We start from the raw sequence: 19251 nt of genomic DNA on the forward strand, positions 1-19251 counted from the left end.
CACGTGAGGGGTGCGGAGCCAGACTACAGAACGGCGTCGGGGAGGGCGACGTCGGCGGCGCCGAGCTGGGCGGCGAGGGTCTCCGCGGCCGCACGGGTCCGGGCCTCCGCCGAGCGGCGCCGGATCCCACGCTCGGGGAAGATCCCGTTGATGCGCAGAGTGTCGCCGACCCGCTGCACATCGGCCCGGGCCACCATCCGCGACCCGGAGAGCACGCCCATCACGTAGTGGCCGTACACCCGCTTCGCCGCGGGCACATAGGCCTCGAAAAGGTAGTCGAAGCCCAGGATCCGCGAGGCCCGACGCCGGTCCCGCAGCAGCGGGTCGAACGGGCCGATCAGCCGCGCCTCCCCCGCAGGACCCACCGCCTCGCCGTCGCCCGGATCCGTGCGTCCCAGCTGCTCGGCGACCTCTGCGGTGCACCACCCCGGCGCACGCCAGCCCGCGATCGTCACCGGCACGAGGCCCGCCGCGCGGACTCCGGTCGCAGCCTGTGTCGGCGACAGGTGGTAGTGATGGGCGACGTCGGCCTCGGTGGCCACCACCATGGTCCCCAAGGCTCGGCGGGCCAGTCCCGCCAGCAGCTCGTCGTCCGGCTCCGAGGCGCCACCACCGGCACCGCCGGCACCGCCGTCACGGCCGGGGCCGTCGGCCTCGAGCACCTCGGCCGGCAGCCCGCGCTCGGGCAGGTCGAACAGTCGGGTGGTCCCCTCGCGGGCCGTGATCACCAGCTCCCCGGCGCGGACCATCAGCTCGGCCGCCTTCTTGACCTCCGACCAGTTCCACCCGGCGGTGCGCACACCGGGCCCGGCGCCGGTCTCGATCGCACCGATCGGTGCGCCGCCCGGATGATCGGCGACGACGGCGAGGATCTCCCGCCGCTCGCTCGCGGACAGCACCCGCTCGGCGTGGTCGCGGTGGCGGGCCCGGGAGAGCCGCAGCAGCGGCCAGTCCTCCACGGGGAAGAGGCAGGCGACCTTGGTGAACGCCTCGAAGCCCACTCGCTCACCGCCCCTGACGCCGGCCGGCCACAGTGCGGTGTCGACGGCCTCCGCGGAGCGACGACGCGGCAGTCGGGTCAGACACGTCAGCCGCTGCGCCGTGGAGACCCGCATGAGCGGATCCAGCTGCACCAGTCCGACGTGTCGGAGCACGTCTGCGGCGTCGCCGAACGGCGCGTCGGCGGCGGTCGCCCGCCGCGCGGGGATCCCCTGACCGGCGACGACGACGGCGCGGACCGCCTCAGCCGTGTGCATCGGCCACCCGGGGATCATCGGCGTCGCCGCCGGAGTCCTCAGCGTCGTCGGCGTCCTGGCCGATGTCCTCGCCCTCGAAGAAGCTCCTCAGCCGCCGGGACCCGGCGACCTCCACGTCCCAGTCGGGTCGGATGAGCTCGGCGGACAGCAGCTCGAACCGGTCCTCGATCTCCACTCCCCCGTGGGCGTCGACGACGCGGCCGGTGCCCGAGACCCGGTACCCCAGGCCCCGGGAGACCCGCTGGGAGGCTTCGTTCCACTGATACGCCCCCGAGACCGCGCAGTGCGCGTCGAAGTGGTCGAAGGCCCACAGCAGCATGGCCGCCCGCATCTCGCGCCCGTAGCCGCACCCCTGCTCGTCGGCACGCAGCCAGCTGCCGGAGCTGATCTGCCGCAGCGTCCGCCAGTGGGAGGCGGAGCAGTCCTGCATCCCGATCAGCCGCTCGGAGCCCGAACCCTCAGATGCGGGCCCCTCAGGTCCCATCTTCCGGAACACCCCGAACATGAGGTACCAGTCGTCCGGCCCGATACGCCCTCGGGTCGACCACAGCCACGGAAGCGAGCTGCGGACCAGCTCCTCCGGGGACTGCTCGTTCCAGGGCGAGACGAAGGGGTTGCGATCCGTGCGCACCACACCGGAGGTCGCCGCGGCGACGTACTGGGGGAAGTCGGTCTCTCGGACCACGCGCAGCACCAGCCGCGGAGACTCGATCCGCAGCCCGAAGGGCGGCCAGATCTCCTCCAGCGGCTGCCGCGCATCGTCCACCCGTATCCTGCCGCCGCCCATGCCGCCTCCGCTCGTCGTCCGTTCCCTCCAGACGCACACTAAGACACACACCCGACCGAGCTGGACGCCTCTGCCGAACACGGTACTATGAGCCGCGTCACACCTCGCACCATGATGCGGTCCTCGGGGGCCGCCGCACGATTCCGTCGACCTACCCCGAGACCACCCGCGTCCGTCCACTGCCGAAGGGGATCCCTATGGATGGCATCAACTCCCTCGTGCTCGCCGTCATCGGCGTCGCGATGATGGCGGCAGGCTACTTCCTCTACTCGAAGTTCCTGTCCAAGAAGGTCTACAGGCTCAACGTCGACTTCCGCACTCCGAGCCACGAGTTCAACGACGGCGTCGACTTCGTGCCCACCAACAAGTACGTCCTCTGGGGGCACCACTTCACCTCAGTGGCCGGCGCCGCGCCGATCATCGGTCCGGCCGTGGCCGTGATCTGGGGATGGCTGCCGGCGTTCATCTGGGTCGTCTTCGGCACGGTCTTCCTGGCCGGCATGCACGACCTGGGCGCCCTGTGGGCCTCCGCCCGCAACAAGGGCCAGTCCATCGGCACCCTGTCCGGGCGCTACATCGGCGCTCGGGGCCGCAACCTCTTCCTCGCAGTGATCTTCCTGCTGCTGCTCATGGTGGTCGCCGCCTTCGCCGTGGTGATCTCCGGACTGCTCGTCGCCCAGCCCGGCGCCGTGATCCCCACCTGGGGCGCGCTGATCGTCGCCGTCTGCGTCGGCCAGGCGATCTACCGGTTCCGGATGAACCTCATGGTCGTCTCCCTGGTCGGTGTGGCCGCGCTCTACGCGCTCATCGTGATCGGTGACCGATACCCGATCGAGCTGCCCGACCCGGTCCTGGGGATGAACCCGCAGGGATTCTGGATCGTGCTGCTGTTCGTCTACGCGGCCGTCGCCTCGATCCTGCCCGTCTGGGTGCTGCTGCAGCCGCGCGACTACATCAACGGCATCCAGCTGTTCATCGGTCTGGGGATCCTCTACGGCTCGGTCATGATCGCCACCCCCACCGTGGTGGCGCCGGCCTGGAACGAGAACGTCCCCGCCGACACCCCGTCGATCGTGCCGCTGCTGTTCGTCACCGTGGCCTGCGGGGCGATCTCCGGAGCCCACGGGGTCATCGCCTCCGGCACCACCTCCAAGCAGCTCGACCGGGAGTCCGACGCCCGGTTCGTCGGCTACTTCGGCGCCGTCGGCGAGGGCCTGCTCGCCCTGGGCGCCATCCTGGCCACCACCGCCGGGTTCCAGTCGCTGCAGGACTGGGAGGCTGTCTACGACTCGTTCTCCTCCGGCGGCGTGCCGGTCTTCGTCGAGGGCGGCGGGGCGATCATGAACGCCGGCCTGGGCATCCCGGCCGGACTTTCGGCCACCATCCTCGCGACCATGGCCGTGCTCTTCGCCGCGACGACCATGGACACCTGCATGCGTCTGAAGCGGTTCGTCATCCAGGAGATCGGCCAGCTGGCCGGCATCCGGCTGGGAACTGTGGTCTCCACCCTGCTGGCCACCGGCCTCGGACTGGCGCTGACCTTCTCCCAGGGCGGCGACGGCTCCGGCGGTCTGCTGATCTGGCCGCTGTTCGGCACCACCAACCAGCTGATGGCGGCGCTGACCCTGGTCATCCTCACCATCATGCTGATGCGCAAGGGACGGCCGTTCCTGCCGGTGCTCATCCCCGGACTGTTCGTCCTGGTGATGAGCGCCTGGGCCGCGTTCGTCCAGCTGGGCACCTTCTTCCGTGACGGCGAGTGGCTGCTGCTCTCCATCGACGTCGCGATCATCGTCGCCGCCGCCTGGGTGCTGGTGGAGGCGGTCATCGCGATGAGCCGGGCCCGCCACCTGCCGAGGGAGCCCGAGGACGAGGAGGCCCTCACCGAGGCGGAGAAGCTGCCGAGCCGGGAGCGCTGAGCACGATAGCACCCGATCAGCGGCGCTGAGCCCGCGAACCCACCCCCTGCGGCGGCCGTGATCCGACGGCCGCCGCAGGCGGCATGCTCACCCCTCGACGCGGTACGATGACGACGATCACACATATCGCACCGGACAGCGCCCTCCGTTCGGTCGCCGGGGAACGGCCGACGCTCTGAGGAGGACGGCGTGTCCGTCCGTCTCAGAGGGAGAGTCACTATGGACGGCGTCAACTCACTGGTGCTGGCCGTCATCGGCGTGACGATGATGCTGGCCGGCTACTTCCTGTACTCGAAGTTCCTGTCCAAGAAGGTCTACAAGCTCAACGCCGAGTTCCGCACCCCCAGCCACGAGTTCGACGACGGCGTCGACTTCGTCCCCACCAACAAGTACATCCTCTGGGGACACCACTTCACCTCCGTGGCCGGCGCGGCTCCCATCGTGGGACCCGCGGTCGCAGTCATCTGGGGATGGCTGCCGGCCTTCCTGTGGGTCGTCTTCGGCACGATCTTCCTGGCCGGCATGCACGACCTCGGGGCCCTGTGGGCCTCCACCCGCAACAAGGGGCAGTCCATCGGCACCCTGTCCGGCCGCTACATCGGCGCCCGCGGCAGGAACCTGTTCCTGGTGGTCATCTTCCTGCTGCTGCTCATGGTGGTCGCCGCCTTCGCCGTGGTGATCTCCGGACTGCTCGTCGCCCAGCCCGGCGCCGTCATCCCCACCTGGGGCGCACTCGTCGTGGCCCTGCTGGTGGGACAGGCGATCTACCGCTTCCGGATGAACCTGGCCCTGGTGTCCGTCGTCGGCGTCGTGGCCCTCTACGGACTCATCCTGCTGGGCGACCGCTTCCCCGTCGAGCTGCCGGACCAGGTCATGGGATTGGCCCCCGAGGGCGTCTGGATCGTGCTGCTGTTCGTCTATGCCGCGATCGCCTCAGTCCTCCCGGTGTGGGTCCTGCTGCAGCCGCGCGACTACATCAACGGCATCCAGCTGTTCATCGGTCTGGGGATCCTCTACGGCTCGGTCCTGATCGCGACGCCGACGCTCGTCGCCCCCGCCTGGAACGAGAACGTCCCCGCCGACACCCCGTCGATCGTGCCGCTGCTGTTCGTCACCATCGCCTGCGGGGCGATCTCCGGGTTCCACGGCACCGTGGCATCGGGCACCTCGTCCAAGCAGATCGACCGGGAGACCGACGCCCGGTTCGTCGGCTACTTCGGCGCCGTCGGCGAGGGCCTGCTCGCCCTGGGCGCCATCATCGCGACGACGGCCGGGTTCCAGTCGCTGCAGGACTGGGAGTCGGTCTACGAGTCCTTCTCCTCCGGCGGCGTGCCGGTCTTCGTCGAGGGCGGCGGGGCGATCATGAACGCCGGTCTGGGGATCCCCGAGGGCCTCTCGGCCACCATCCTCGCCACCATGGCCGTGCTCTTCGCCGCGACGACCATGGACACCGGGGTCCGCCTGAAGCGGTTCGTGGTGCAGGAGATCGGTCAGCTGGCCGGCATCCGGCTGAACACCGTGGTGGCCACGATCGTCACCGTCGGCATCGCCCTGGCGCTGACCTTCTCGCAGGGCGGGGACGGCTCCGGCGGCATGCTCATCTGGCCGCTGTTCGGCACCACCAACCAGCTGCTGGCCGCGCTGACGCTGATGATCGTGACGATCATGCTGATGCGCAAGGGACGGCCGTTCCTGCCGGTGCTGATCCCGGCGCTGTTCGTCCTGATCGTGAGCGCCTGGGCCGCCTTCGTGCAGCTGGGCACCTTCTACGCCGACGGCGAGTGGCTGCTGCTGGGCATCGACGTCGTCATCATCATCGCCGCCGCCTGGGTCCTGGTGGAGTCGGCCATCGCCATGGGTCGGGTCGCCAAGGAGCCCAAGGAGCCCGAGGACGACGAGCTGCTGACCGAGGCCGAGAAGCTGCCGAGCCGGGAGCGCTGAGCCGATGGCCGCGTCAGGGCTGGCCCGCCTCCGGGACGGGCTGCGCGGGCTCTCCCGCGGGCTCGAGGAGTTCTACGTCGCGCCGTACCGTCGGACGATGGCCCGCGCCCGACGCGACGAGGAGGACCTGTTCATGATGCTGGTCCTCTCCGAGGCGCTGGGCATCCCCAACCCGGCCTCGGGGGCGACCCTGGAGCTGCTGCCCGAGATGCTCGACCGCATGCACGACTGGCACATCCGCCAGGGGATGAAGGATCTGCCCATCGAAGGACTCTCATGCTGCTGAACGCACTGAGCCGCTCGGTCCAGGTCCTGTTCCTGGGCGGCAAGGGCGGGGTCGGCAAGACCTCCACCGCCTCGGCCGTGGCCCTGCACCGTGCACGCGCCGGCGGCCGGGTCCTGCTGGTCTCCACGGACCCGGCCCACAACATCGGGCACCTGTGGGAGCGGGAGATCGGCGACGACGTCGTCACCCTGTTCCGGGACGCCGACGGGGACGGCGCGTCTGCCGGGCGGCTCGACGCCGTCGAGGTGGACCCGCGCCGCACGGTGCGCGCCCATGTGCGGGAGGTCGGCCAGACGCTGCGGTCGATGATGCCCGAGCATCTGCACCGACAGGTCGACGAGCATCTGCGCATGGCCGAGGATTCGCCGGGCACGCATGAGTCGGCGCTGCTGGAGCGGATCGCCGAGCTGGTGGAGCAGTCCCTGGACGACTACGACCTCATCGTGTTCGACACCGCGCCCTCGGGCCACACCGCCCGGCTGATGGCGCTGCCCGAGACGATGACCGTGTGGACCGAGGGGCTGCTCGCGCGGCGGGACCGGGCCGAACGGTTCGGCGCCGCAGTGCGTGCGCTGGACCGCGACGACGACCCGGCGACCCAGCGCGACCGTCGGATCCGAGCGGTGCTCACCCGGCGTCGCACCCGCTTCGAACAGCTGCGCGACGTCCTGCGCGACGAGCGGCGGTGCGCCTTCGTCGTCGTGCTCACTCCGGAGCGGCTGCCGGTGCTGGAGTCGGCGGAGCTGGTCACCGACCTGCAGGGCAGCGGAGTCCGCGTGGGCGGGCTGGTGGTCAACCGGCTGTCCCCCGACGACGCCGGGGAGTACCTGGCCCGTCGTCGGGAGCAGGAGCTGCGGCATGTGGAGTCGCTGCGTGAGCTCCTGCCGGAGATGGAGGTGCAGACCGTGCCGCTGCTCCCGGGCGACGTGGTGGGCGCAGACGCCGTAGGACGCCTCGCCGACCTCTACGCCTGATCGGCCGCGCACCTCACCGACCCCACCTCCTCACACCCGTCCCCACCTCCTCACACCCGTCCACACCTCCACACCGCAAGCGTCTACCCCGAATGCACACGTCCCCCGCGGATTCGCGGGGGACGTGTGCATTCGGGGTAGACGCACGGTTCGGGGTGGGGTGAGGGCGTGGCTGGGGGACGCTGAGGTGCTTTCGGGTGGGCCGGCGGTCAGTCGGCGACGGCGTCGCGCGAGCCGTAGTCACCGTCGAGCACGCGGCGCAGCACCGGCACGAGGCCGTCGTCGTCGACGTGGTCGGTCTGCTCGTCGGCCGCCCGCACGACCTCCTCCGGCGCCTGGCCCATCGCCACGCCGCGGCCGGCCCAGACGAGCATCTCGATGTCGTTGCGCCCGTCCCCTGCGGCGACCACGTCGGTGATCGGCACCCCGAGGCGCTCGCGCAGCGCCTCGAGGGAGGATCCCTTCGTCACTCCCGCCGCTGCGACGTCGAGCCAGGCCGACCATCCGACCGAGTAGGTCACGCCCTGCAGACCGATGCCCCCGACGGCCTCGGCGAACTCCTCGCTGGTCGCGGTGTGCGAGTTGACCACCAGCCGCACCGCCTCCACCTGGGTGAGCTCCTGGAAGGTGACCCCCTCGGCCATCAGGCCGAAGGACATGTCCTGGAACCGTTCGGTGGAGAGGAACCCGCCGTCGGCGGTCTCCACCGCGTAGCGGGCGTTGGGCAGGCGGTCGGCGAGCGCCTCCAGGGCCGGGGCGGGGTCGAAGACGTGGCGGGAGATGACCTCGTAGCCGTCGGGCAGCGAGGCGTCGATGCGTACGGTCACCCCTCCGTTGGAGCAGACCGCGTACCCCTGGGTCACGCCCAGGGCCTCGACCACCGGGAGCACCGCGGGCAGCGAGCGCCCGGTGGACACGACCACCGTGTGCCCGTCCGCGACGACCTCACGACCCGTCCTGCGCACGGCGTCGGACATGTGACCGTCGTGGTCGACCAGGGTGCCGTCGACGTCGAGGCAGACCATGGCCCGACCACGACGATGGACGTGGCTGCCCCCGTCGCCCGCGGCGGGCACGGAGATCCGGCCGGTCTGGTTCGTGTCCGTGGTGGTCATAGAGGAGCGCCGTCCGTTCGGGGTCTGCGGTCTGGTCCGCCGACGCCGTGCTGCGCAGGGCGCCGGAGTAGGACATTATGCCGGATGGTCCCATCGGCGGAAGAACGGCAGGTGGACGGAGGGCGGCTCAGGAGCGCTCGAGGTGGGCGCGCACGAACCACTGGAACAGTTCGAGGTCCTTGGTCTGACCGATGAGCAGGTCCTCGGTGATCGGGTCGGTGTCGGCGACCTTGGCGATCACCTGACGGTGGTCCGAGACGACGCCGTCGTAGACCTTGTCGACCTCCGTGAGGTGCTCCTGAGTGCTGGCCCGTCCCAGCGGGTAGTCCTCCCAGGACCGTTCGGCGACCATCTGGCCGCTGCGTCCCGAGGGCGTGCCGCCGAGGGTGGCGATGCGTTCGGCGACCTCGTCGGCGAAGCCGCGGACCTTCTCGATCTCCGGGTCGAGCATCTCGTGGACGGCGATGAAGTTCGGACCCGTGACGTTCCAGTGCACGTGCTTCAGCGCCAGATGGAGGTCGTTGAGCGCGTTGAGGCGCTGCTGGAGGAGCCCGGCGATCTCGTGCCCGTTCTCCTTCGCCAGGCCGGGGACGGTGTAGTCGGCGTTGCGGTCTGCCATGGTCGCTCTCCTTCGGTGAGGCGGGGCGCCAGGCGGTGCTGCCTGCCGCCGCTCCACATCTTAGCGATTCAGAAGAAGCGCCGACAGCCTGATGAGCCTCACCTCACCGGGGTGAGGACCTCCAGTCCGCCGAGGTAGGGACGCAGCGCCTCCGGCACACGGACCGAGCCGTCGGCCTGCTGGTGGTTCTCCAGGATCGCCACCAGCCAGCGGGTGGTGGCCAGGGTTCCGTTGAGCATGGCTGCCGGACGGGTGGGGCCCTTGGACCCGTCGTCCTTGACCGTGCGCTCCCGGATGTTCAGCCGCCGCGCCTGGAAGGTCGTGCAGTCCGACGTCGACGTCAGCTCGCGGTAGGTGCCCTGGGAGGGGACCCACGCCTCGCAGTCGAACTTCCGAGCCGCCGACATGCCCAGGTCGCCGGCGGCGATGTCGACCACCCGGTAGGGCAGCTCCATCTTCCGCAGCATCGTCTCCTCCCAGGCCAGCATCCGCTCATGCTCGGCCTTCGACTCCTCCTGGGAGCAGTAGACGAACATCTCCAGCTTGTTGAACTGGTGGACGCGCAGGATCCCTCGGGTGTCCTTGCCGTGCGAGCCGGCCTCGCGCCGATAGCAGGTGGACCACCCGGCGTATCGCAGCGGAGCCTGGGACAGCTCCAGGATCTCGTCGGCGTGGTAGCCGGCCAGGGAGACCTCCGAGGTGCCCACCAGGTACAGGTCGTCGCGCTCCAGACGGTAGATCTCGTCGTCGTGCTCGACGTCGAAGCCGGTGCCCTGCATGGTCTCCGGACGCACCAGGGTCGGGGTGATCATCGGGGTGAAGCCGTGCTCGAGCGCCTGGTCGAGGCCCATCTGCATCATGGCCAGCTCCAGTCGGGCGCCGACTCCCTTGAGGAAGTAGAACCGGGCCCCGGAGACCTTGGCCCCGCGCTCCATGTCGACGGCGTCCAGCGCCTCGGCGAGGTCCAGGTGGTCGCGGACCGAGACCCCCTCGGCCTCGAAGTCGCGGGGCGCGCCCTCGTGGCGCAGCACCACCGAGTCCTCCTCGCCGCCGGGCGGGACGCCGTCGTGGATGAGGTTGGGGACGGCGCGCTGCATCTCGGCGAGCTCAGCCTCCGCGGCCTTGGCGGAGGCCTCCGCCTCCTTCACCTGCTCCGAGAGGTCCTTCACCTCGGCCAGCAGAGCCTGCTTCTCGTCCCCCTCCGCCTGGGCCACGCGCCGGCCGAAGGACTTCTGCTCGGCGCGCAGGGACTCGAACCGGGTGATCGAGGCGCTGCGGGCGCTGTGGGCCGAGACGGCCCGCTCGATCAGCGACTCGTCGGCCCCTCGGGCGCGCTGGCTCGCGCGGTACAGCTCCGGCTCCTCGATCAGGTGCTTGATGTCGATCATGGGACCAGGTTAGCCCGAACCGGAGGGCTAGACTGAGCCGAATGGGTGTCCAGGAACTGCAGGTGCTGCTCGGGGTGGCCGCGCTGCTCGCCGTCGTCGCCGTCGCCGTGATGGTCGGCGCGCTGATCTCGAACCGGCGGCTCCGGAGCTCCCTGGCCCAGCTGCAGGATCTACGGGAGCAGGAGGCCCAGGAGCGCGCCGCCGCGGCCGCCCAGGACCGGCGCCGGGTGGGGCTGGTGCTGAATCCGACCAAGGCGGAGGCGACGACGGTCGCCCGCCAGGTGCACCGGGCCTGCAGCCGCGCCGGCATCGGCGCCCCGATGATCTACGAGACCACCGCCTCGGACCCCGGCTACTCGATGGCCCGGGAGGCCGTGGCCGACGGGGCCGACGTGGTGCTGGCCGCAGGGGGCGACGGCACCGTGCGCAAGGTGGCCGCCGCCCTCGCCGACGGGCCGGTGAGCCTGGGCGTCATCCCCATGGGCACGGGGAACCTCTTCGCCCGCAACATCGGCCTGCCGTACCACGACCTCGAAGCCTGCATCGACGAGGCCCTCCACGGGCCGGGGTCCGCCGTGGACATCGTCGACCTCGCACTCACCCACCTCGACGGCGCCATCGTGCACGAGCATTCGCTGGTGATCGCCGGCGCCGGGATGGACGCCGAGGTGATGGGAGGGACCCGCGACGTGCTCAAGGAGCGTGCCGGCTGGCTGGCCTACGGGGAGGCGGGTGCACGGCATCTGATCGGCCACCGCCATCCGGTGACCTTCTCGGTGGACCACGAGCCGCCGCGCCCCCACAAGGTGCGCTCCGTGCTGCTGGCCAACTGCGGGTCGCTGCAGGCCGGCATGGTGCTGGTGCCCTCGGCCCGGTTCGACGACGGACGCCTCGACACGGTCCTGTTCACCCCGCGCCACCTCTGGGACTGGATACGGATCGTGGCGAAGACGGTGACCCGGTCCTCCGCGGAGCTTCCGGTGATGCAGGTCCGCCAGGGGCGCACCGCGGTGCTGGAGAGCCAGGAGCCGATGCCCTTCCAGATCGACGGCGACGCGCTCGGCGAGGTCGTCCGCGTCGAGGCCGGCGTGCGCGCGGGGGCGGTGCAGGTCAACGGCGTGCTGCGGCTGCCCGCCCGGCGGCAGACCCTGGCCGAGGTGCTCAGCCCTCCGTCGACGGGTTCCTGACCTCCCGGTCCTGGACCGTCCCCTCGGTGATCGAGCCGATCCACCGCTCGGCGGCGTCGAAGGCCGAGTCGCTGACGTCCTCCGTCACGTGCTGAGACCTGCGGTCCGCCCGCGGATAGGAGCCGAGGAAGCGGATGCCGGGCGCGCAGCGGTGGACTCCGGCGAGCGCCTGGGCCACCCGGGCCTCGCGGACGTGTCCCTCCAGGTCCAGGGAGAAGAAATACTGTCCGAGTCCTCCCCCGGTCGGCCGGGACTCGATGCGGCACAGATTCACCCCGCGGGTGGAGAACTGCTCGAGCAGCTCCATCAGCGCACCGGCCCGGTCCTGGGGCAGCGGGATCATCAGGGTCGTCTTGTCGGCCCCCGTCATCTCCGGCACCGGTCCCGGCCGAGAGACCAGCACGAACCGGGTGACGGCCCCGGAGACGTCCTCGATGCCCTCGGCCAGCACCTGCAGTCCGAGCTGCTCGGCCACCAGCGGGGAACAGACGGCGGCCCGGGCCTCGGTCCGCCCCTCCAGCACCTCGCCCGCGGCCGCTGCGGTGGAGGAGGCCGGGAGGAGGTCGACGTCGCCGATGTGCTCCTCGACCCAGCCGCGCACCTGCGCCCAGGCGTGGGTGTGGGTGGTCACGGACGTGACCTCGGAGAGCGCTGTGCCGGGACGTGCGGCGAGGACGAAGGTGATCGGCACCAGGGACTCGCCGACGATGTGCAGCCGGTGGGCGACCGAGACCGCGTCGAGCGTGGCGGTGACCCCGCCCTCGACCGAGTTCTCGATCGGGACCATCGCGGCATCGGCCTCACCGCGCTCGACCATGGCCAGGGCCGTCGGCACCGAGGGGGCCGGGATCCGCTCGGCGACGTCGGCGCCGGGGACCTGCAGCAGCGCGGCCTCGGTGAACGTCCCGGAGGGACCGAGATAGGCGTAGCGCATCAGGGTCACCGGATCACCGGGTCCTCACCGGTGGAGGACTCCAGGGGACGTCCGGCCTCGAGCCAGCCCCCCATCCCGTCGGCCACGAAGATCGCACTGTAGCCCTGCCCGGTCAGCCACTGGGTGATGCGCACCGCCCGTCCGCCGGTGCGGCAGGTCACGTAGACGTCGTCGTCGGGGTCGATCTCCTCGGCGAAGCGTTCGGGGATCCGGTCCACCGGGATGTGGACCGCTCCGGGAGCGTGACCGGCCTCGAACTCGTAGTCCTCCCGCACGTCGAGCAGCGTGGCGTCGGCGGGCACGTCGGCCGCTCGGACGGTCTCGTAGTCGGACATGACAACCTCCTGGACGAGTGGACTCTGCACAGCACTGCACGGCTCTGCACAGCACTGTATCGCCGCCGACGCATAGGGTGGGGCCATGAGTCCCGCCGCGCCCGACCTCGACCTGCTCCGCTCCTCCGCGGCCGCACTGCGGGCCGCCTTCTTCGCCGGGGAGGTCTCGGCGACGGACATGGTCTCCGCCGCCGCCTCTGCGGCCGCAGATGATCGGCTGGGGGCCTATCTGACCGTCGACGCCGAGGCCGCGACGGTCGAGGCCCGGCAGACCGACGAGGTTCGGGCGATGCTCCGCCGCACCGGCGGACTGCGGGAGCTGACCGGCACCCACCCGCTGCTGGGGCTGCCCACCGCGTTCAAGGACCTGGTGAAGGTCGCCGGCATGCCCACGACCTTCGGCACAGCGGCGCTGGACCACCCGGTGGCCGCCGCCGACGACCCTCTCCCCCGAAGGGTCCACCGCGGCGGGGCGATCAGTGTGGGGAAGACCCAGGTCCCCGAGTTCGGGCTCCCCTGCTACTCCGAGAACCGGATCGGTGCGCCCGCCAGGAACCCGCTGGACCCTGCCCGGACCGCCGGGGGCTCCACCGGCGGCGGCGCCGCGGCGGTGGCGTCGGGGATGCTCCCCTTCGCCCCCGGGTCCGACGGAGGCGGCTCGGTGCGCATCCCGGCGGCGGCCTGCGGTCTGGTGGGGCTGAAGCCCGGCCGGAGACGGATGCCCGACGACCCGCACCGCGACGACGTGCGGAACCTGATGGTGTCAGGTCCCCTCGCACGCTCGGCCTCCGACGCCGCACTGCTGTTCGACGTGATGGCCGGATCCCGGTTCCGGCCCACCGCCGAGGGCATGGCCGAAGGACCGTCCATGGCCGCAGTGCGCCGGGCCCTGGCGGAGGGGCTGCCGGCGCTGCGGGTGCGCACCACCGTGGACGCCCCGTTCTCCCCGGACCTGGAGGTCCCGCTGGCCGAGGAGGCGCGACGGTCCTACGGACGCGGGGCCGAGCTGCTGCGCGGTCTGGGCCACCGGGTCGTCGACGCCGACCGCGCCCGGGGTCGTCACCGGTCCCGCCTGTGGCCCGAGGACTACCACCGCCGCTTCCGCGCCCTGTGGACCGCGGGGCTGGCCGCCTCGCCGTTCACCGCCGACCAGGAGGAGCTGCTGGAGCCGCTGACCCGCTACTTCCTGGATCTCGCTCGGTCGAGACCTCCGGAGGAGACGGCCGCGGCCGTCGGGCGGCTGCAGCGCGCCGCCAGGGACGCCGAGTCGGTCCTCGGCGACGCAGACCTCCTGATGACCCCCATGCTGGCCACGGCCCCGCCGGAGATCGGATGGTTCACCTCCCTGGACCCGGCGGAGAACTACGAGGCCCAGTGCCGGTTCACCCCGTACTCCTCGGTGATCAACGTGCTGGGCCTGCCGGCCGTCAGCGTCCCGGTGCTGACCGACGCCGAAGGTCTGAGCTGGTCGGTGCAGCTGATCGGACGCCGCGGCTCCGAGGAGCTGCTCCTCGCCGTGGCGGCGACCATGACCGAGAGGTCCTGAGGCCGCCGCTCCCGGCCGGACCGGCCGCACCGGCCGCCCTGGTCCCACGACGACAGAACGCCGGACCCCAGACCCGTGAAGGGCCTGTGATCCGGCGTCCGTCTCGGCGGTCAGGGACCGGCCGACGTCATCGAGGGACGATCACTTCTTGTCGTCCTTCTTGTCGCCGCCCTTGTCGTCCTTGCCCGCGAACTCGCCCAGCTTGTCGCTGGCGTCGCCAGCCTTGTCCTGGGCGCTGTCCTTGGCGTCGTTGAACTTATCTCCGAGTCCCATACGAACTCCTTTCGTCAGCTCAGCCGATGCTCCGTCCCTCCTCGGAGGTCCGGAGCATCGTTCGGACACCATCACCCTAACCACACCCGGCGCTGTTGCACACCCCTGTGCCCGGCTTCGTCTCCGAGTCCGGTCGATATCAGGGGGCGGGGGCGTCACGGTCCTGTTCGAGATCGTCGGCGTTGACCGGGGTCGCGTAGACCTCCCGCGGGTCGTCCTCCTCGCTGACCTCGGTGCCGGGGTCGGTGCCGCGCAGCCGCGCCACCCAGCTCATCCCGTGGTGGATGGCCAGGGCGGCGAAGCTGCCCAGCGCGATGCCCTCGAAGACCACGTCCCCGAAGACCATGGTGAAGTTGGCGATCGCGATGATCAGCGGCACGCCGGCGACCGCCAGATTGATGGGGTTGGCGAAGTCGACCCGGTTCTGCACCCAGATCCGCACCCCGAGGATGCCGATCATCCCGTAGAGCACGGTGCCCGCGCCGCCGAGCACGCCCGCCGGGACGGTGGCCACCACGGCGCCGACCTTGGGCATCAGCCCCAGCAGGATCGCGAAGGTCCCGGCCACCCAGTAGGCGGCGGTGGAGTACACCCGCGAGGAGGCCATCACTCCGATGTTCTCGGCGTAGGTGGTGGTGCCCGAGCCGCCGCCGGATCCGGCGAGCATCGTGGCCACGCCGTCGGCCATCAGCGCGCGGCCGGCCACCGGGTCCAGGTCTCGGCGGGTCATCAGCGCCACCGACTTCACGTGGCCGACGTTCTCTGCCACCAGGACCAGCACCACGGGGACGAAGAGCCCCACCACCGAGAGGTGGAAGGTCGGCGCCGTCATCTCCGGCAGACCGAACCAGGCGGCGTCGCCCACGTCGGAGAAGTCGACCTCGCCCAGCAGCACCGCGACGACGTAGCCGATCACCACCCCGACCAGGATCGACAGCCGGCCCAGCAGGCCGCGGAAGAGCACACCGGAGAGCAGCATCGCCACGATGGTGACCGTCGCGGTCACCGGTGCGGCGTCGACGTTGTCCCATGCGGCCGGGGCGAGGTTCAGTCCGATCAGCGCGACGATGGAGCCGGTGACCACCGGAGGCATGAGCACCTGGATCCATCGGGTGCCGGCCAGGTGGGCCGCCAGCCCGACGAGGAAGAGCCCGGCCCCCGCCATGATGATCCCGCCGAGCGCTCCGGACATGCCGTGCATCGCGGTGGCCGCGGTCACCGGGGCGATGAACGCGAAGGACGACCCCAGGTAGGAGGGCACGCGCCCGGCGGTGATCACCAGGAACAGCAGGGTGCCGATGCCGGAGAAGAACAGCGTCGTCGAGGGTGGGAAGTCGGTGATCAGGGGGACCAGGAAGGTGGCGCCGAACATGGCGACCACGTGCTGCAGGCCGATGCCGGTGGTCCGGCCCCAGCTCAGGCGCTGGTCGGGGGCGACGACGTCGCCGGGGCGGATCCGTCGTCCGTCGCCGTATACGTCCCAGCCGAAGCCGGGCAGGATCCTCCTGCGCTCAGAGGTCATGCGTTCCCCCAGGGTGAGTGATGTGTCCGTCGCGGTGCGTGTCCCGACCGCAGGCAAGTCTAGCCGCGTCCCGCGCCGCACAGCGGCCCCGCAGGACGCCGTGGGACGATTCGATGTGAGGGTGGTCGCAGGCCGATCAATGCGGTCAGCCTGATAGGCATCACGGCAGAATAACAGTGTGGTCTTTTCTCGGGAGTTTCCCGGCGACCCGACGGCATCCGCGGCATCGCAGAGCCGCTGAGGCGGTCGAAATGCTGCGCAGAACGCCGCACCCGCCTCGAGCACCCCTCTCAGCCCCGTCCGCCCGCCGGTCTGAGGGTTGATTCCTCGTCACCGCCCATTAGGCTGAGCATGATGTCGCACACCGACCCTGCCGCCGCACCGACGGATCCGACCCAGAACGGCTCTGGCGAGACGATCGAGATCCGCGTCCCGACCGTCGACGACGGCGCCGGAATGTGGCGCCTGGCCCGCGGGACCGGGGTGCTGGACCTCAACACGCCCTACGCCTACATCCTGTGGGCCCGCGACTTCGCCGCGACCTCGGTGGTCGCCCTGGTCGACGGACAGCTGGCCGGGTTCATCTCCGGCTACGTCCGCCCCGAGGACCCGCGGACCCTGTTCGTCTGGCAGGTCGGCGTCGACTCCGACTTCCGGGGGCGCGGCCTGGCCAAGAAGATGCTCTTCGGCCTCGTCGACCGCACCGCCGCCTCCCGCCTGGAGACCACGATCACCTCCGACAACGAGGCGTCGATCGCCCTGTTCACCGCACTGGCCCGCCACCACGGAGCCGAGATCACCCGCAGCGACCTCTTCGGCGAGGAGGTCTTCCCCTCCGCAGAGGAGTCGGGCGAGGCCCACGCCGCCGAGGACCTCTACACCGTGGAGCCGCTGCACGCCGAGACCTGATCCGCCGATCCGGCCGCGACGTCGTCGACGTCCCACAGAATCCCGCCGGGCGCCGTCGCCGTCGCCCCCAGACCTGATCCGACCATCACCATCGACATCACCATCGACATCGCTGCGACGCCCCGTCGCGGCACGGAGGAACGAGACATGTCCACAGAGATCTTCGAGACCCGCGAGTCCCAGGTCCGCAGCTACTCCAAGAACTGGCCGGCCGTCTTCGAGAAGGCGTCCGGGGCCTACCAGACCACCGAGGACGGCAGCCGCTACCTCGACTTCTTCTCCGGGGCCGGCGCACTGAACTACGGCCACAACCACCCGGAGCTGCGGGATCTCGTCGTGGACTACGTCGCCAACGACGGTGTCGCCCACTCGCTGGACATGAACACTCCGCCCAAGCGCCGGTTCCTGCAGACCTTCCAGGACATCATCCTCAAGCCGCGGAACCTCGACTACAAGGTCATGTTCCCCGGCCCCACGGGCACCAACACCGTCGAGGCCGCGCTGAAGCTGGCCCGCAAGGTCACCGGCCGTCAGCACATCCTGTCCTTCACCAACGCCTTCCACGGCATGACCCTCGGCGCGCTCTCGGTCACCGGAAACTCCATGAAGCGCCGCGGCGCCGGGATCCCGCTGACCAACTCCTCGAAGATCCCCTACGACGACTACTTCGACGGCGACATCCCCGACTTCATCTGGCTGGAGAAGGTCCTCGAGGACTCCGGCTCCGGTGTGGACAAGCCGGCGGCCGTCATCGTCGAGACCGTCCAGGGCGAGGGCGGGCTCAACGCGGCCCGCATGGACTGGCTGAAGGGTCTGGCCGACCTGCTCAAGCGTCACAACATCCTGCTCATCGTCGACGACGTCCAGGCCGGCTGCGGACGCACCGGTCGGTTCTTCTCCTTCGAGGAGGCCGGCATCGTGCCGGACATCGTCTGCGTGTCGAAGTCCATCTCCGGCTACGGACTGCCGCTGGCGCTGACCCTGTTCAAGCCGGAGCTGGACGTCTGGGAGGGCGGAGAGCACAACGGCACCTTCCGCGGCAACAACATGGCGTTCATCACCGGCGCCCGAGCGTTCGAGCTGTTCTGGTCGGACGACTCCTTCCAGGAGGAGCTGGCCGGGAAGATCGACGAGCTGCACACCGGACTGGAGCAGATCGCCGGCCACGTCAAGGGTGCGACCGTCCGCGGCCGCGGGTTCCTCACCGGCATCTGCTATCCGGACCCGGACACCGCCGGGAAGGTGGCGGCCGAGTGCTACAAGCGCAACATGCTGCTGGAGACCTCCGGGCCGAAGGACGAGGTCATCAAGGTCATGCCGCCGCTGACCATCAGCTCCGAAGACCTGCAGAAGGGCCTGCAGATCATCGAGGAGTCGACCCTGGCCGCCACCGGGAACTCCGGTGAGCCGAGCCGCCTGCGCGCCCCGCACTGATCCGCGCCCAGCCTCTGGGCGTCCCCCACCTCCCCGTCTGACAGGAGAACCCCGTATGTACACCCTGCACATCGATGACCTCAACGGCACCGACCGCGACATCGACGAGCCGAACTGGCGCTCCCGCCGCATGGTGCTCGCCAAGGAGAAGGTCGGCTTCTCGCTGCACGAGACCACGCTGCGCGCCGGCACCTCCAACGACTTCTGGTACGCCAACCACGTCGAGGCCGTCTACTGCGTGGGCGGCAAGGGCACGCTGACCGACCGGGAGACCGGCGAGAAGTACCCGATCACCGACGGCTTCCTCTACCTGCTGGACGGCTACGAGAAGCACCGCGTCGAGGTCGAGGAGGAGATGCGCATGGTGTGCGTCTTCAACCCCCCGGTCACCGGCCGTGAGGTCCACGACGACAACGGGGTGTACCCGCTCATCATCGAGGAGGACTGAGCTCCGCTCCCCGCCTCATCCGCAGGACCCGCCCATCGTGAGTCCTCCCGCCGACATGTCGGCGGGTCCGCTCACGATCGGCGGGTCCTCTGCTGTCCGGCTCATGGGTCCGTGGCCGTCGGACCGGTGGTCCGTCGACGGTCCTGTGCGCGGATCGTATAGGTCCAGACGAGGAAGCCGACCGGCACCAGCACGGGGATCGCGAAGATCAGGACCGCCCAGACCGCGCCGCGCAGCGGGGGCATGTCCCGGTCTCGGAGCAGCACGATCAGCGCCCAGACGAGGGAGACGACGGCGAGGGCGCTGAGAGCCCAGAACGAGATGACAGCCTGGTCCGACACGGCCCACACTCTACCCTCCGGCCCTCCCGCCACACTC

Annotated in this window: 20 protein-coding genes; 9 read left to right on the forward strand and 11 right to left on the reverse strand. The window is 70.6% G+C overall.

Features of this window, described 5'->3' with window-relative positions:
- Positions 1-23 precede the first annotated feature (23 nt).
- Entirely contained in the window at positions 24-1256 is a 1233-nt protein-coding gene (locus tag N7E59_RS07145; RefSeq protein ID WP_261624234.1) for a DNA glycosylase AlkZ-like family protein, read from the reverse strand.
- Positions 1243-2043, reverse strand: a complete 801-nt coding sequence (locus tag N7E59_RS07150) for a GNAT family N-acetyltransferase (RefSeq protein ID WP_261624235.1) — start codon at positions 2041-2043, stop codon at positions 1243-1245. Before N7E59_RS07150 ends, N7E59_RS07145 begins: the two co-directional genes overlap by 14 nt.
- Positions 2044-2249: 206 nt before the next feature.
- Here N7E59_RS07150 and N7E59_RS07155 point away from each other — a divergent pair, with 206 nt between their 5' ends.
- The 4 genes from N7E59_RS07155 (at position 2250) to N7E59_RS07170 (ending at position 7163) form a co-directional block, all read left to right on the forward strand.
- On the forward strand, positions 2250-3962 hold the full coding sequence (locus tag N7E59_RS07155) for a carbon starvation CstA family protein (protein WP_261624323.1): 1713 nt from the start codon (positions 2250-2252) through the stop codon (positions 3960-3962).
- Positions 3963-4181: 219 nt separating this feature from the next.
- A complete protein-coding gene (locus tag N7E59_RS07160; protein WP_261624236.1) occupies positions 4182-5903 on the forward strand; it encodes a carbon starvation CstA family protein in 1722 nt (573 codons plus the stop codon).
- A gap of 4 nt (positions 5904-5907) precedes the next feature.
- Entirely contained in the window at positions 5908-6189 is a 282-nt protein-coding gene (locus tag N7E59_RS07165; RefSeq protein WP_261624237.1) for a cory-CC-star protein, read from the forward strand.
- Positions 6180-7163 (forward strand): ArsA family ATPase, encoded by a 984-nt coding sequence (locus tag N7E59_RS07170; RefSeq protein WP_261624238.1) that lies wholly within the window; start codon positions 6180-6182, stop codon positions 7161-7163. The genes N7E59_RS07165 and N7E59_RS07170 overlap by 10 nt, the downstream gene beginning before the upstream one ends.
- Before the next feature lie 209 nt (positions 7164-7372).
- On the opposite strand, the gene N7E59_RS07175 is transcribed toward N7E59_RS07170, so the two are convergent.
- From N7E59_RS07175 to serS, 3 genes are all read right to left on the reverse strand, one after another.
- A complete protein-coding gene (locus tag N7E59_RS07175; RefSeq protein ID WP_390905022.1) occupies positions 7373-8278 on the reverse strand; it encodes an HAD family hydrolase in 906 nt (301 codons plus the stop codon).
- Positions 8279-8405: 127 nt separating this feature from the next.
- On the reverse strand, positions 8406-8897 hold the full coding sequence (locus tag N7E59_RS07180) for a Dps family protein (RefSeq protein ID WP_261624239.1): 492 nt from the start codon (positions 8895-8897) through the stop codon (positions 8406-8408).
- Between the two features lie 98 nt (positions 8898-8995).
- Positions 8996-10285 (reverse strand): serine--tRNA ligase, encoded by a 1290-nt coding sequence (gene serS, locus N7E59_RS07185; RefSeq protein ID WP_261624240.1) that lies wholly within the window; start codon positions 10283-10285, stop codon positions 8996-8998.
- 41 nt (positions 10286-10326) lie between these two features.
- Between serS and N7E59_RS07190 the strand changes: the two genes are divergently transcribed.
- A complete protein-coding gene (locus tag N7E59_RS07190; protein WP_261624241.1) occupies positions 10327-11472 on the forward strand; it encodes a diacylglycerol/lipid kinase family protein in 1146 nt (381 codons plus the stop codon).
- Here N7E59_RS07190 and pheA read toward each other — a convergent pair.
- Both pheA and N7E59_RS07200 read right to left on the reverse strand, forming a co-directional pair.
- On the reverse strand, positions 11447-12406 hold the full coding sequence (gene pheA, locus N7E59_RS07195) for a prephenate dehydratase (RefSeq protein WP_261624325.1): 960 nt from the start codon (positions 12404-12406) through the stop codon (positions 11447-11449). The genes N7E59_RS07190 and pheA overlap by 26 nt on opposite strands.
- Before the next feature lie 5 nt (positions 12407-12411).
- Positions 12412-12741 carry a rhodanese-like domain-containing protein gene (locus tag N7E59_RS07200; RefSeq protein WP_261624242.1) on the reverse strand — a complete coding sequence of 110 codons (330 nt, stop codon included), beginning with the start codon at positions 12739-12741 and terminating at the stop codon, positions 12412-12414.
- An 85-nt stretch (positions 12742-12826) separates the two neighbouring features.
- Between N7E59_RS07200 and N7E59_RS07205 the strand changes: the two genes are divergently transcribed.
- The gene (locus N7E59_RS07205) at positions 12827-14287 is read left to right on the forward strand and encodes an amidase (protein WP_261624243.1); all 1461 of its coding nucleotides are present in this window, start codon (positions 12827-12829) and stop codon (positions 14285-14287) included.
- 141 nt (positions 14288-14428) lie between these two features.
- On the opposite strand, the gene N7E59_RS07210 is transcribed toward N7E59_RS07205, so the two are convergent.
- Positions 14429-14560, reverse strand: coding sequence for a hypothetical protein (locus N7E59_RS07210; protein WP_261624244.1), 132 nt, complete (start codon positions 14558-14560; stop codon positions 14429-14431).
- 139 nt (positions 14561-14699) lie between these two features.
- A complete protein-coding gene (locus tag N7E59_RS07215) occupies positions 14700-16082 on the reverse strand; it encodes a uracil-xanthine permease family protein (protein WP_261624245.1) in 1383 nt (460 codons plus the stop codon).
- Positions 16083-16436: 354 nt separating this feature from the next.
- On the opposite strand from N7E59_RS07215, the gene ectA reads away from it, so the two are divergent.
- Complete coding sequence (gene ectA, locus N7E59_RS07220; RefSeq protein WP_261624246.1) at positions 16437-16991, forward strand: diaminobutyrate acetyltransferase; 555 nt, start codon at positions 16437-16439, stop codon at positions 16989-16991.
- Here ectA and N7E59_RS07225 read toward each other — a convergent pair.
- Positions 16958-17140 (reverse strand): hypothetical protein, encoded by a 183-nt coding sequence (locus tag N7E59_RS07225; protein ID WP_261624247.1) that lies wholly within the window; start codon positions 17138-17140, stop codon positions 16958-16960. The genes ectA and N7E59_RS07225 overlap by 34 nt on opposite strands.
- Here N7E59_RS07225 and ectB point away from each other — a divergent pair.
- Together ectB and N7E59_RS07235 are read left to right on the forward strand one after the other, a co-directional pair.
- Positions 17139-18425 carry a diaminobutyrate--2-oxoglutarate transaminase gene (gene ectB, locus N7E59_RS07230; protein ID WP_261624248.1) on the forward strand — a complete coding sequence of 429 codons (1287 nt, stop codon included), beginning with the start codon at positions 17139-17141 and terminating at the stop codon, positions 18423-18425. The genes N7E59_RS07225 and ectB overlap by 2 nt on opposite strands.
- Before the next feature lie 55 nt (positions 18426-18480).
- A complete protein-coding gene (locus tag N7E59_RS07235) occupies positions 18481-18873 on the forward strand; it encodes an ectoine synthase (protein WP_261624249.1) in 393 nt (130 codons plus the stop codon).
- A gap of 101 nt (positions 18874-18974) precedes the next feature.
- On the opposite strand, the gene N7E59_RS07240 is transcribed toward N7E59_RS07235, so the two are convergent.
- Positions 18975-19214, reverse strand: coding sequence for a hypothetical protein (locus N7E59_RS07240; protein WP_261624250.1), 240 nt, complete (start codon positions 19212-19214; stop codon positions 18975-18977).
- Between the last annotated feature and the right edge of the window lie 37 nt (positions 19215-19251).

This window comes from Nesterenkonia marinintestina, assembly GCF_025420485.1.
Classification (GTDB): Bacteria; Actinomycetota; Actinomycetes; order Actinomycetales; family Micrococcaceae; genus Nesterenkonia; species Nesterenkonia marinintestina.